The sequence below is a fragment of the Roseateles sp. GW821-FHT09H11 genome, assembly GCF_059415845.1.
Genome location: NZ_JBWKOA010000002.1, coordinates 15922 through 28836, shown reverse-complemented (window position 1 = coordinate 28836; position 12915 = coordinate 15922). Strand labels below are relative to the sequence as shown.

The window sequence follows — 12915 nt, the reverse complement described above, 5'->3', positions numbered from 1 at the left end:
AGCGGGAGAGGGAGCAAGAGAGCGCCCATGAGCCTCGTCTTCGAACCCGCCGCCCCGGCCGCGCCGCCCGATGCGCAGCGTGCCGACGTTGCCTGCTTCGTGGGCTTCGTCGGCCGCCGCGCGGGACGACCGCTGCCCGACGCGCTGCGCACGCAGCTGGACGCGGGCGGCTGGGTGACGGGTCCGTGGGCGCGACCGGCGGCGCAGGTCGAGGCCCTGCTCAACCTCCCGCTCGTGCTCGACAGCTGGCATCTGTTCGACCGCTTCTACGCGTGGGACGAACGGCCCGTCGACGTGCCGGCAACACCTGACCCCCTCGATCCACTCGCCCCGCTCACGCTGGCCGAGGCAACGCCGCGCCGCTGTGCCACCTACCTGGGCGCTGCCGTGCGCAGCTTCTTCGCACGCGGCGGCAAGCGCGCGATCGTGATCCGCGTGGGCGATCCCTGGCCTTACCTCGAGGACGCCGCGCAGCGCGCCACGCAGCGCGCCGCCCGCCTGGCGCTGCTGCTGCCCGGCATGGTCTCGACATCCGCGCCCTTCGCGCCGCACGACCCCGCCACCTGGCAAGGCGTGCAGCACCTCTACGGCCTGCCGGACGACAGCCTGCTGCTGTTGCCCGACCTGCCCGACGCCGTCGCCACCGTACCGCCGCCGCCCGATCCGGACCGGCCGCCAGCACCGCAGCCGGAAGGCTTCGCGCCGTGCGACGTGGAAGCACCGGAGCCGCGGGACACCTCGCTGCTGCGCATCCCCGCGCCGCGGCTCGACGATGCCGGCTACACGCGCTGGCGCCAGGCGATCCGCGACACGCGCGATTTCCTCGACCGCCGCCAGCGCGCGGCGATGCTGCTGGCCGCGCTGCCCTTGCCGCTCGCGGGCAGCCTCGCCGCCAAGGGTCTGCATGCGCAGGCCGATCCGCGCACCTGGCTGGAACAGACGCAGATCCTGCGCAGCGCCTTCGACGAAGACACGCCGCAAGGCCGCCCTGCCGAAGCGCTCTCGCAGCTCGCCTGGCCGTGGCTGCGCACGCGCGCCGCGCGCACCGACCTGCCGCAAGGTCTGGAGCCTCCGGACGGCGTGCTCGCCGGCCTGATCGCACAGGGCGCGATCGCACGCGGCACCTTCCGCTCCGTGGCCGGCGACGCCTCGCTGCCGCTGCTGCGCGACCTCGGCGGCGCGGAGCCGATGCCCGCCTGGGGCCTGGGCGACGACAGCCCCGCCGGCCGGCTCGCGCAGCGCGTGTGCGTCTTCTCGCCGGGCGCGGACGGCTGGGCGCTGCAATCCGACGTGACGACGTCCGCGATGGACCCGTGGCGCTTCGGCGGCGCAAGCCGGCTGATCGGCACCCTCCTGCGCGCCGCGCGGCGCGCCGGCGACGGCGCCGTGTTCGAGCCCAACGGCCCGAAGCTCTGGGCGCATCTGCGCGGCACGCTGGAGGACCTGCTCGCCGGCTTCTGGCGCGAAGGCGCGTTCAACGGCGGCGCGATGTCCGAGGCCTTCGAGGTCCTCTGCGACCGAACGACGATGACGCAGAGCGACCTCGACGCCGGCCGGCTCGTCGCCTACGTGCGCGTGCGTCCGGCGATGTCGATCGAGCGCATCACCGTCGTGCTCCAGCTCGGCCAGGCGGCCGGCTCTGTTGCCGCCACTGTCACCCAACGGGAGGCCGCATGAGCGCCGACGACCTCTTCATCGGCCTGCATGTCTTCCGCTTCGAGGTCACCTTCAAGCGGGTCGGCACCGGCAGCGGTCCCGTCGAAGTCTGCGGCGGCGCGTTCTCGGACTGCACCGGGCTGGAAGCGACGATGGAGCCCAAGCTCATCAAGGCCGGCGGCGCCAACTACGGCGCCACGCAGCGCGCGGGCACGGTGAGCTTCGCGACGGTCGTCCTCAAGCGCGGCTTCACGCGCAGCCGCGACCTGTTCCGCTGGTTCCAGACCGTGGGCGGCGGCGGCTACGCCTACCGCCTGGCCGCCGAGATCGCCGTGCAGGACACGCAGGGCCAGACCGTGCTGACCTGGGGACTGGACCGCTGCCTGCCGGTGAAGTTCAAGGCCGCCGACCTCAACGCCAAGGGCAGCGACATCGGCATCGAGGAACTGCACCTGGCGCACGAAGGCCTGCGCCTGCTCGACGCGGGAGGCGCGTGATGCCCTGGCTGCCCGACGCTCCGACGGTGGCCTCGGCCACGTTCAAGGTGCTGGAAGGGACCGGCGCCGGCGGGCCCGCGTTCGACGTGCAGTTCAACCCCGCGTCGCTCGAATACACGATCAGCAATGAGTTCGACGACCGCAACGGCAACAACGGCGCCCGCCAGTTCGTCAAGAAGAGCAGCGCCAAGCTGACGATGACGCTGATCTTCGACACGACCGAAACCGGTGCGTCGGTGCGTGACGTCACGGCCAACATCGCCGGGCTGCTGGAGCCGGCGAAGGACGGCACGAAGAAGTTCGCGCCCAAGGTCGAATTCGGATGGGGCACCTACGCCTTCAAGGGCGTGGTCGAGCAGTTCAAGGAGACGCTGGACTTCTTCTCGCCCGAGGGCGTGCCGCTGCGCTCCAGCATCAACCTGACGCTGGGGAGCCAGGAGGTCGAGTTCCAGAGCAGCAAGAGCCCCGCGCCGGCGGTCGACCGCAACGCGCAGCCGGAGCCCGTCAGCGCGGCACCGGGGGCCGGTGCGGCCGACGTCGCCAATGCGCTCGGCGATCCGCGCGCGGCCCGCGCCATCGCCGGCGCCAACGGCGCGGCCAGCCTGCGCTTCGGCGCCGAGGCCGGCCTGTCGGTCGGCGGCAGCATCTCGCTGTCGGCGGCGGCGGACTTCTCGGTCGGCGCGAGCGCCGGGGCGGGCATCGGCATCGGTGGCGGCGCCGGGATCAGCGGAGGCATCGGCGGAGGCATCAGCGCAGGCATCGGCGGAGGCATCGGCGGAGGCATCGGCGTCAGCGCCAGTGCCGGCGTCGGTGTGAGCGCTGGTGTGTCGCTGACGGCCACCGCGGGTGCCGCCTTCGCCGACCTGCGCGTCTCGCCCCCGAGCATCAACGTCGACGTCCTCGACGCCCGCGCCGCCCTGCTGCCCGCGCCGCGGGTGGCCGGATCCGCCAGCTTCAGCCCCGGCGGTCGCGCCGTGGCGCAGGCCGGCGGCAGCCTCAGCGCCGATGTCGGCGCGCACGCGGACCTGCACGGCCGCATCCGTTTCGGGAGTTGATCCGTCATGCCCATCACCTTCGAGGAAGTCACCGCCGACATCGAGCGCGAACCGCAGGAGCGCGGTGCCGGACCGCAAGCGCCCGCCGCGGACGCCGCGCCCGACATCGGCGAACAGATCGAGCAGGCGCTGCGGCTGAAGGCCGAGCGCGCCGCGCGCCTCTGCGACCTCTGAACGCCATCCATCGTCATGACCGAAACCAGCGTCAGCCGTTCCGCCATCTTCAGCGCCCGCCCCACGCTGCGCATCGCCGGGCAGGCGGACGAACGCCTGTCGACGCTGATGACGGCGATGAAGATGGAGGAACGCGAAGGCGGCATGAGCGCGCTGGAGCTGCACGTCACCAACTGGATCGCGACGGGCGACGGTCGTGCCGAGCTCGCGTTCAACAGCGGCTCGTCGCTGAAGCTCGGCGCCGAGCTCGGCGTCTATGCCGGCGACGAAGCCACGCCGCGCGAGATCTTCAAGGGCAAGGTCAGCGCGCTGGAGATGGTCTGCAACTACGGCGTGCCGCCGGAGCTGGTCGTGCTCGCCGAGGACGGCCTGACCGCCGCGCGCCGCGCACGCCGCAGCAAGGTGTTCACCGACATGACGCCGGCGGACGTGGTGAACGCGATCGCCGGTGATCTCGGCCTGACGCCGTCCGTGACCGGCCTCAGCGCGCCGCAGGGCACCTGGGCGCAGCTGGACGAGACCGACCTCGGCTTCCTGCGCCGGCTGCTCGCGCGCTTCGACGCGGACCTGCAGGTCGTCGGCACGGCGCTGCAGGTCTCGCCGCGCAAGGACGTGCAGCGCGGCACGATCGACCTGACGCTCTACAGCCAGCTCGCCCGCGTGCGCATCACCGCCGACCTTGCCGACCAGCCCACCGCCGTGAGCGTGGCCGGCTGGAACGCGAAGGACGGCTCCGCGGTGAAGGGCGAAGCGAGCGCGGTGGCCAACGCGGGCCCCGGACAGGGCCGCACCGGCGTCGCCTGGGCCAGCGAAGTCTTCGGCGACCGCAACGAGCACCTCGCCGCCCCCGCCGTCTACAGCACCGATGAAGCGCGCGCGGTCGCCGAGGCGGCACTCGACCAGCGCGCGCGCCGCTTCGTCCGCGCCGAGGGCGTGGCCGAGGGCAACGCGCAACTGCGCGTCGGCGCCTGCGTGCGGCTGGCCGGCATCTCGCCGCAGTTCGACAACACCTACTACGTGGTGCGCGCCTGCCACCTCTTCGACATGAAGCAGGGCTACCGCACCGAGTTCAGCGCCGAGTGCGCCTACCTCGGGACCTGAAGCCGCGCGCCGCACGCAACACGCAACACGCCAGAAGCCAGAAGCCAGCAGACATACACCTGACACCACCCACGGCCACACGAGACCCCGTCATGCAACGCGACCTGCCCTCCCCCCTGCCCTTCGGCGTCCCGCTGCCCTGGGCCGCGGGCGCCCAACTGGCCAAGGTCAGCTCGATCGACGATCCCGAGCGGCTCAACCGCGTGCAGGTGCGGCTGCTCGCCTTCGACGACACCACCGGCCAGGACGCCGCGATGTGGGCGCGCGTGGTCGCGCCCTTCGCGGGCGACGACCGCGGCACCTTCTTCATGCCCGACGTGGACGACGAGGTGCTGGTGGTCTTCGCGCAAGGCGACCCGCGCCACCCGCTGGTGCTCGGCGGCCTGTGGAACGGCAGCGCCGCCGCGCCGGCCGACATCGAGAGCGGCGGCCTCAACCGCTACAAGCGCATCAAGTCGAAGAACGGCATCGTCGTCACGCTCGACGACCAGAGCGGCCAGGAGACGCTGACGCTGGAAACGCCCGGCGGCTGCAGCCTCACGCTCAAGGACGGGCCGGGCACGGTGACGCTCGAGGACAGCAACGGCAACAGCATCAAGCTGGAGACCTCCGGCATCACGGTCCAGGCCGCCGCCAAGGTCACGGTGCAGGCGAGCCAGGTCAACGTCACGGCCGGCATGGTGAAGGTGGACGCGGCGATGTCGGACTTCTCCGGCATCGTGAAGTGCGCCGTGCTGCAGACCAACGCGGTCATCAGTGCCAGCTACACGCCGGGCGCCGGCAACGTCTGGTGAGGGAACGGACCATGAACCACCCGCACCATCCTGTCGTAGTCAGCGCGCCGCGCGGCCTGGCCCGCAGTCTGCAGCCGTGGCTGCTGCAACGCAGCGACGACGACTTCATCCCGGCCACGCTGGACGACCTGCGCGGCGCGGGCGCACCCAACGGAACGAACGGCGCGAACGGCACGAACGGACTCGCGCGGCTGCGCGACCTGCGCGCGCGCGCCACCAACAAGAACGGCACGCTCAAGCTCTTCCAGCCGATCCAGCGGCAGTTCCACCTCGCGCTCGTCGAAGCCTGGTGCGACATGCCCGGCGAGCCGCGCGTCGACCCCGCCAAGATCGAATCCGCGGGCCTGGTGCTGCGGCGGCTCGGTGCCGGTGGACAGCCGGAGGGATGGATGAAGTCCAACGGCCGCATCCGCGGCTGGGTGCCGATGTCGCGCGTCGGCGGCGCGGATGCCGACCCCGCGCCGGCGCAACGCGCGCAGCGCGATCTCACCGGCGTGGCCGACATCGATCGCCAGCTCGTGGCGTTCTCGCGCGAGCGGCCCGACACCGTGCTGGAGGAACAGACGATCCCGCTGTACCTCGCTCCGCCAGACGTCTGCGCCGAGGCCGGCCAGACGCTTTACTACGGCCTGGTCCCGACCGTCAGCGGCGAAATCAGCGAGACGGACGCGAGCTTCGGCGCGGCCGAGGGCTTCGACTTCGGTCCGTCGTCATCGGCCTTCCGGGGGCATCTGGTGCAGGCGCTGCGCGGCGAGTCGATGACGCTGCCCAAGGTCGGCGAATCGGTCAGCCGCGGCTGGCTGGAAGAGAGCGAACAGCCCGGCGCCAACAGCAACCTCGTCCGCTTCGTGCTGATGCTGAGGCAACTCGCGGGCGAGTTCGATGCGTTCGGTCCCGCGGGCGCGGCCATCCTGCAGGCCCTGCATCCGCTGCAGCTGCCGCTGGTGCGCCGCAACGGCGAATGGCCGCAGCGCACCGTGCGCGCCGATGAGTTCCTGACGAAGGCCCACACGCTGATCCTGGCGCAGGGCAACGTCTCCGGCACGGTGGAGATGCCCGAGACCTGGCCCGCGATGAACGCCAGCCAGACGCAGCAACTGCTGGGCGCCATGCACGCCGCGATGCGCGCGCGCTTCACGGCGATGAAGGCCAAGACCGGCCGCTTCGACGAACCCGACGCGCGTTATCAGCTGCGCGCCTTCGTGCGGCTGAAGGCCGACGGTCCCTGCCCGGCCCGCGTCGTCTGGAGCGCGCCGAGCGAGCCCTTCGTCATCGCCGCCTGGTACGAGGGCGCGGGCGCGCCGCCGGTGCAGATCGCCCTGCCCGATCCGGCCGACAAGCAGCTGCTGGCCGCACTCAAGCCCAACGTGGCCTTCGTGGTGCCGCCGTCGCTGCAGAGCCTGCTGATGGGCTCGGCCAAGGACCTCATCGACGGCAAGAAGCCGCCGCCCATGAACCCGGCGCTGACGTGGATCTGCGGCTTCAACATCCCCATCATCACGATCTGCGCCTTCCTGGTGTTGAACATCTTCCTCTCGCTGTTCAACCTGTTCTTCGGCTGGCTCTTCGCGATGAAGATCTGCCTGCCGTTCCCCAAGATCCCGCCGCAGGAGTGACGCGATGACCTCCGCACTCATCGGCTGGCCGCTGCTGCCGCTCCCGGGCGACGACGGCGGCCTGGCCTGGCCCGACCTGGCGCGCAGCGTGCGCGACGGGCTGCGCCTGATCCTCAGCACCCGCCCCGGCGAACAGCTGATGCGGCCCGAGTTCGGCGGCGGCCTGGACCGCCTGCTGCACCAGCCCAACACGATCGCGACGCGGCGCGAGATGCGCGACCTGGTGCGGGACTCGCTCGCGCGCTGGGAGCGCCGCATCCTGCTCGACGCGGTCGAGGTGTGGGAGGTGCCGGGCGCGCCCGGCCAGGTGCGCGTCGAGATCGCCTACCGCCTCGCGCGCACCGGCGAGCCCGGCGCGATGAACGTCACCGTGGACCTGGAGGGCTGACGCCATGGCTATCCTGCCCCCCTCGCTCGACGACCGCCGCTTCGACGATCTGGTGGAGGAGCTGCTCGCGCGCATCCCCGCGCACACGCCGGAGTGGACCAATCCGCGCCTGGGCGACCCCGGCCGCTCGCTGATCGAGCTGTTCGCGTGGCTGGGCGACGCGCTGCTGTACCGCGCCAACCTGATCCCCGAGCGCCAGCGGCTGGTCTTCCTCAAGCTGCTGGGCCTGGGCCTGAAGCCCGCGTTGCCGGCGCGCGGCATCGTGAGCCTGGCCTTCGCGAAGGACACCGAACGCGGCGCCCACACGCTGGCGCCGGGCGGCACGCTGAAGGCGCCGATGCCCTTCGAGACGCTGTCGGAGACGACCGTCCTGCCCATCACCGGCGAGGCCTACATCAAGCGCCGCCTCAGCAGCACGGAGACCGCGCGGCGCAGCGACGTGCTGCAGGGCCTGGCCCGCATCCACCGGCTCAGCGGGACGCTGAAGGCCTACGAGACGACGCCCGTGTTCGCGCAGGGCCGCGCGGTGCCGGACGGCGTCGACGTCTTCGCGCAGAGCGCCGACCGCGCGCTGTGGATCGCGCTGCTCGCGCCCAAGGCGCCGCAAGCCGACCAGCAGGAGGCCGTCAACGAAGCCGTGAAGTCCGCGCTCGGCGGCGGCGACGCGGCGCTGCCGCCGCTGCTGTCGATGGGCGTGGTGCCGGCGCTGAAGGCCCCGGCGCTGTTCGAGGACGTCACCGCGCCGACGCCGGTCCCGGTGCTGTGGGAAATCACCACCCGCGGCCGCACCGACTTCGACACCGACTACCTGACGCTGCCGGTGCAGCCCGGCACCGACACCAGCAACGGCTTGTCGCGCGCCGGCACGCTGCGCCTGCAGATGCCCGACGAACGCCAGATCTGGGCGCCGAAGAACGACGTCGGATTGAATCCGCAGGCCGGCGTCGGCGACGCGCCGCCGCGGCTCGACGATCCGGAGCGCGCCGACCGGCTCGTGGCGTGGCTGAGGTTGCGGCCGCAGCCGGGGCCTTCCGCGAATGCCGCGGCACCTTCGGCGTTTGCAAGGTCCGCGGCCTCCGCGACCTCGGTCGGCGTCGCGGCGTCCGCGGCTTTCGCGATGTCGACCGCATCGGCGGCGGCGGGGGCTGCGGCCACGGCGGCAGGCGCGTCCTTCCAGGCGGCCTCCTCGGTCCAGCATCTGCCGCTCGCGTGGATCGGGGTGAATGCGATCGAGATCGACCAGCGCGCCACGGTGACCGGGCGCGTGCTCGGCGTGTCGACCGGCGCGGCCGATCAGCAGTTCCCGCTGCCGATGAGCGCCGTCGATCCGACGAGCTTGCAGATCGAAGTGGAAGCGCCCGGCCGCGGCTACCAGCCGTGGACGCGCGTCGATGATCTGGGCGCGCTCAGCGCCGATCCCGACGTCGCGCGCGACGCGACGGCCTACGAGCTCGACGCGGAGGCCGGCACCCTGCGCCTGGGCGACGGGATGCGCGGCAAGGTGCCGGAGTCCGGCATGCGCGTGCGGCTGGCGCTGGGCCGCTTCGGCGGCGGACGCGCGGGCAACCTGCCGCCCGAGTCGCTGGCCGAGCTGAACGCACGCCGCATCGACGGCCAGCCCGCGCCGCCGATCAAGGTGCTGCAGCCGCTCGCGCTGACCGGCGGCGAAGACGCGGAGACGCTAGCCGTCGCCGAGCGTCGCATCCCCGCGCGCCTGCGGCACCGCGACCGCGCGGTCACCGAGGAGGACTACCGCCGCCTCGCGCTGGAAGCGCCCGCGGTCGACGTCGGCCGTGTCGAGGTGCTGCCGCGCTTCAAGCCGCGCGACCGGCGCTTCCACGTGCCGGGCGTCGTCAGCGTGCTCGCGCTGCCGGCCGCGGCGCTGGCGCCCGCGCCGAACCCGCGGCCCGATCGTCCCTTCATCGAACGCCTGCATGCCTACCTCTCGGTGCGCACGCCGCTGGCCACCGAGCTCTACGTGATCGGCTGCGACTACGTGGCCGTGGGTTTGTCCGTCGCGGTCGCGATCCGCGACGGGTATGCGCGGGACCAGGTCCTGCTGGAAGTGCGCGAGTCGCTGCGCCGCCTGCTGTGGCCGCTGGCGCCGGGCGGACTCGACGGCCAGGGCTGGCCGCTCGGCCGCGCGGTGCGCAGCCGCGAGCTGGAAGTCGAGGTCTCGCGCGTGCCGGGCGTCGACGAGCTGCGCGGCCTGCGCCTGTTCCGGCAGGCGGGCACCGAGTGGCAACCCCTGCCCGCCATCGCCGCCGACGGCGCGCAGATCCTCGCGCTGCAGCCCTGGCAGCTGCCCGAACTGCTGTCGGTGGTCGCCATCGAAGGCAGCGCCGCGCCGACCGACCTGCGCGCGTTGCCCAACCCCTTCGCCGAGGCCGACGCCGTCGCGGTGCCGGTCGTGCCGGAGCTGTGCTGATGGACGCCAACGGCCTGCGCTTCTGGCTGCTCGGCGATGCCGCGCATTTCCCCGCCGTGGAACACGCGGTGTGGGATGGCGGCTGCCGGCGGTTGCGGCTCGCGTCCGAACGCACGCTGGTGCCGGCGATGTCGCCCGCCGATGCCTTCGCCGCCGCGCAATCGGCGCTGGAGCGCGTGCCGCGCGCGATCGACGCGCTGGAGTGCGTCGCCCGCTGGGACGCGGCGACGACCAGCGTGCTCGTCAAGAGCGTGCTGCCCGATGAGACCACGCTGCTGGTGCTGGACGACACGCCCACCGACCTCTGCGCCGCGCCGGACGGCGTGCTCTACCTCGCCTTGCCGAACGCCGCGACGCCGGGGGTTCGGATGCACGACCTGCGCGGTCGCTGGAACGACGTGAACGTGTCGCTCGCGGGCTTCGTGCCCTGGCGGCTCGCGCCCGCGGCGGACGGCGGCGTGTGGGCGCTGGAGCGCTCGACCGGTCGCATCGCCCGACTCACCGGCCGGCCAATGCGCACGGAGACGCCGCAGCCCGACGACTACGACCCGCGCGTGTTCAGGCCTGACCCCGAGAACGCCTGCGCGCCGCGGCTCGCGTTGATCGGCTCGACACCACTCGACGTCGCCGAGACGCCCGTCGCCATCGCCGGAGGGCCTGACGGCGCGCTCGCATTGCTGAGCTGGACCGGCGGCATCGGCACCGCGCGCGTCCGCCGCTGGTGGACCGACGAGCGCCGATTCGCTCCGCCGCAGACGCTGCTGGGCGCGACCTATGCGTATGCGGTCGCGTGGCTCGCGCCGGACCGCGTTGCCGTGCGCGTGCCCGGCCGTCGCGACGCGCCGGCCTTCGACCTGGGTCCCGCAGGCGCCAGTGCAGCCGCCGCAGCTGGTGGGGCCGGCGGATCAGGTGGATCGAGCGGGGGCTCGGGCGGCGCTGCCGTGGCGCCATTCCGCGAGCTGGTGCCGCTGGGCGATGTCTACCCGCTGGCCACCGACGCCGTCGAAGGCCCCTTCGCCAACGGCGCGGCGCAGCCGCCGCACTATCCGGCCGGCGCGGCCAGCGCGGAGCCGCTGCATGCGCTGTCGCTGCGGCAGCTCGCGCGGCGCGGCGAGGCGCGCCACTACGCCGACGGCCCCTCGGGCCTCGTCGCCCGCATGATCGACAGCGGCGACGGCGGCACGGTCTGGCACCGTCTCTTCGCCGAAGCCGCCCTGCCCGCCCACACCGGTTTCGTCGCCTGGCTCGCCGCCACCGAGGATCCCGTGCCGCCGGCCGACGACGACCGGCTCGCCTGGCATCCGCACGGCTTCGGGGCGGACATCCCCCAGCTCGACGACGCGATGCGGGCGCCGCAGGTGCCGATCGCGGTGTGGGAACCCACGCCCAGCGAGCTGCCGCACCACCCCGGCCTGCTCGGCGGCGAGCGCGAGGCCGGCGTGCGCGGCCTGTTCTCGGTGCTGGTGCAGAACGCGCGCCAACGGGTGCGCACGCTGTCCGGCCGCTACCTGTGGCTGCGGCTGGTGCTGCACGGCGACACGCGCGCCACGCCGGAGATCGCCGCGCTGCGCGTGTGGGGCAGCCGCTTCTCCTACGCCGACCGCTACCTGCCGCGGCTCTACCGCGAATCGCTGTTCGGCGCCGCCGCGCAGGCGCCGGGCGAGCGCGTCGGCCAGATCGACACGAGCTTCGCCGCGGCCCTCGATGCCGGCGGCGCGCCCGACGACGCGTTGCGCGCCCGGCTGCGGCTGGAGCAGGTGACGCTCGGCGACCGCGCGGCGGTCGAGGTCGAACACGCCGGCGACGCCTGGCTGCTGAGCGACGCCAGCCGCGCCTGGCGGCTCCGGCTCGAGCCCGATGCCATCGCGGTCTACCGCCCGCGCGCCACGCCGGCCGACTTCAACGCGCGGATGCTGGCCAGCTTCGAAGGCGTGCTCACGCGCCTCGAGGACCAGGTCGCCGCCGCCCACCTGCTCACCGATCCGAACGTCGTCGCCGATGCGCAGCTCGACTGGCTGGGCAGCTGGATCGGCGTCGCCTTCGACCCCGCGCTGCCGGCCGCGCGCCGGCGCGACTGGCTGCGCGCGGCGCCCGACCTCGCGCGCTGGCACGGCACGCGTCTGGGCCTGCGGCTGGCGCTCGACATCGCCACCGACGGCGCGGTGCGCGGCGGCGAGGTGCTCGTCATCGAGGACTTCCGGCTGCGGCGCATCCTGGCCACGCTGCTCGGCGTGGACCTGAGCGACGAACACGATCCGCTGCTGCCCGGACTGCAGGTCAGCGGCAACTCGGTCGTCGGCGACACGCTGGTCATCGGCGACCGCGAGCGCGTCGAACTCATCGCACTCTTCAACGCCGACGCCGACGTCACCAGCGCCACCGCCGCCGTGGAGAACCAGGCCGCAATCGACTTCGACGCCCGCCTCGCCTTCCGCGCGACGGTGCTGGTGCACCAGTCGGTGGCGCCGCAAGACCTGGCACTGATCCGGCGCATCGCGCAGCTCGAGGCGCCGGCGCATGTGGAGATGCGCGTCGTGTCCGCGACCTGGCCGCTGATGGTGGGCATCGCCGCGCTGGTCGGCGTGGACACCTACCTCGGTCCGCCGCGCCTGCCGCGGCCGGTGCAGGTCGAGCGCAGCGGCCTGGGGCTGGGCGACTACCTGATCGGCGCCGCCGTGCTCGATCCGCGGCTGTCCGGCGCGCCGCCGGTCAGCGCGCCGCCGCCGGAGGCCGACGCGGGCCTCGACGCCGTGGCCGCGCCCGGCGCCAGTTTCATGCTCGACGCCCGCGGTTCGCGCGCGGTCTCGGGCCGACAGATCACCGAGTACCGCTGGCGCCTGTTGCCGCCGACGGATGTTTGACCCCGCAGGAGAGTGGCCATGGCCGAATTCATTCCCGGCACCGACATCAGCACCGACGTCCCGACCATCGAGGTCACCGTCAACCCCGACAAGCCGCTGGCGATCGGCCGGCAGACCTTCCGGCTCGTCGTCGTCGACGACGCCGGCAATGCGTCCAAGCCCGACGAGGTGACCATCATCGTCGCCGACCAGGACGCGCCGACCGCGGTGATCCGCGGGCCGCGCATCGCGTCCTTCGGCAAGAGCTTCGAGCTGGACGGCTCCGCGTCCTTCGACGTGGGCGGCGGCAAGGTCGTCAAGTATGTCTGGACCTACCTGGGCCCGGTGACCTGAGCGGAGCGGCGC

At 73.2% G+C, this 12915-nt stretch carries 11 protein-coding genes; all 11 read left to right on the top strand.

The window, feature by feature from the left end; translation table 11 throughout:
• Window positions 1-27: 27 nt before the first annotated feature.
• Window positions 28-1677 (top strand): phage tail protein, encoded by a 1650-nt coding sequence (locus tag AC07PR_RS07185; protein ID WP_495134873.1) that lies wholly within the window; start codon window positions 28-30, stop codon window positions 1675-1677.
• On the top strand, window positions 1674-2153 hold the full coding sequence (locus AC07PR_RS07180; protein ID WP_431104618.1) for a phage tail protein: 480 nt from the start codon (window positions 1674-1676) through the stop codon (window positions 2151-2153). Before AC07PR_RS07185 ends, AC07PR_RS07180 begins: the two co-directional genes overlap by 4 nt.
• Entirely contained in the window at window positions 2153-3208 is a 1056-nt protein-coding gene (locus AC07PR_RS07175; protein WP_495134872.1) for a CIS tube protein, read from the top strand. The genes AC07PR_RS07180 and AC07PR_RS07175 overlap by 1 nt, the downstream gene beginning before the upstream one ends.
• A gap of 6 nt (window positions 3209-3214) precedes the next feature.
• Window positions 3215-3382, top strand: coding sequence for a hypothetical protein (locus tag AC07PR_RS07170; protein ID WP_377152936.1), 168 nt, complete (start codon window positions 3215-3217; stop codon window positions 3380-3382).
• Window positions 3383-3397: 15 nt separating this feature from the next.
• Window positions 3398-4483, top strand: a complete 1086-nt coding sequence (locus AC07PR_RS07165; RefSeq protein ID WP_495134871.1) for a phage late control D family protein — start codon at window positions 3398-3400, stop codon at window positions 4481-4483.
• Between the two features lie 92 nt (window positions 4484-4575).
• Window positions 4576-5277 carry a phage baseplate assembly protein V gene (locus AC07PR_RS07160; RefSeq protein ID WP_495134870.1) on the top strand — a complete coding sequence of 234 codons (702 nt, stop codon included), beginning with the start codon at window positions 4576-4578 and terminating at the stop codon, window positions 5275-5277.
• An 11-nt stretch (window positions 5278-5288) separates the two neighbouring features.
• Window positions 5289-6893, top strand: a complete 1605-nt coding sequence (locus AC07PR_RS07155; protein ID WP_495134869.1) for a hypothetical protein — start codon at window positions 5289-5291, stop codon at window positions 6891-6893.
• A 4-nt stretch (window positions 6894-6897) separates the two neighbouring features.
• On the top strand, window positions 6898-7281 hold the full coding sequence (locus tag AC07PR_RS07150) for a GPW/gp25 family protein (protein WP_331616352.1): 384 nt from the start codon (window positions 6898-6900) through the stop codon (window positions 7279-7281).
• Window positions 7282-7285: 4 nt separating this feature from the next.
• On the top strand, window positions 7286-9709 hold the full coding sequence (locus AC07PR_RS07145) for a baseplate J/gp47 family protein (protein ID WP_495134868.1): 2424 nt from the start codon (window positions 7286-7288) through the stop codon (window positions 9707-9709).
• Window positions 9709-12570 carry a phage tail protein gene (locus tag AC07PR_RS07140; RefSeq protein WP_495134867.1) on the top strand — a complete coding sequence of 954 codons (2862 nt, stop codon included), beginning with the start codon at window positions 9709-9711 and terminating at the stop codon, window positions 12568-12570. The genes AC07PR_RS07145 and AC07PR_RS07140 overlap by 1 nt, the downstream gene beginning before the upstream one ends.
• A gap of 18 nt (window positions 12571-12588) precedes the next feature.
• Window positions 12589-12903 carry a hypothetical protein gene (locus tag AC07PR_RS07135; RefSeq protein ID WP_431104626.1) on the top strand — a complete coding sequence of 105 codons (315 nt, stop codon included), beginning with the start codon at window positions 12589-12591 and terminating at the stop codon, window positions 12901-12903.
• Window positions 12904-12915: the final 12 nt, after the last annotated feature.

What these genes read in the sequence shown, in the direction of transcription:
- AC07PR_RS07185 (WP_495134873.1), top strand. Translation starts at nt 28, where the DNA reads ATGAGCCTCGTCTTCGAACCCGCCGCCCCGGCCGCGCCGCCCGATGCG.
- AC07PR_RS07180 (WP_431104618.1), top strand. Translation starts at nt 1,674, where the DNA reads ATGAGCGCCGACGACCTCTTCATCGGCCTGCATGTCTTCCGCTTCGAG.
- AC07PR_RS07175 (WP_495134872.1), top strand. Translation starts at nt 2,153, where the DNA reads ATGCCCTGGCTGCCCGACGCTCCGACGGTGGCCTCGGCCACGTTCAAG.
- AC07PR_RS07170 (WP_377152936.1), top strand. Translation starts at nt 3,215, where the DNA reads ATGCCCATCACCTTCGAGGAAGTCACCGCCGACATCGAGCGCGAACCG.
- AC07PR_RS07165 (WP_495134871.1), top strand. Translation starts at nt 3,398, where the DNA reads ATGACCGAAACCAGCGTCAGCCGTTCCGCCATCTTCAGCGCCCGCCCC.
- AC07PR_RS07160 (WP_495134870.1), top strand. Translation starts at nt 4,576, where the DNA reads ATGCAACGCGACCTGCCCTCCCCCCTGCCCTTCGGCGTCCCGCTGCCC.
- AC07PR_RS07155 (WP_495134869.1), top strand. Translation starts at nt 5,289, where the DNA reads ATGAACCACCCGCACCATCCTGTCGTAGTCAGCGCGCCGCGCGGCCTG.
- AC07PR_RS07150 (WP_331616352.1), top strand. Translation starts at nt 6,898, where the DNA reads ATGACCTCCGCACTCATCGGCTGGCCGCTGCTGCCGCTCCCGGGCGAC.
- AC07PR_RS07145 (WP_495134868.1), top strand. Translation starts at nt 7,286, where the DNA reads ATGGCTATCCTGCCCCCCTCGCTCGACGACCGCCGCTTCGACGATCTG.
- AC07PR_RS07140 (WP_495134867.1), top strand. Translation starts at nt 9,709, where the DNA reads ATGGACGCCAACGGCCTGCGCTTCTGGCTGCTCGGCGATGCCGCGCAT.
- AC07PR_RS07135 (WP_431104626.1), top strand. Translation starts at nt 12,589, where the DNA reads ATGGCCGAATTCATTCCCGGCACCGACATCAGCACCGACGTCCCGACC.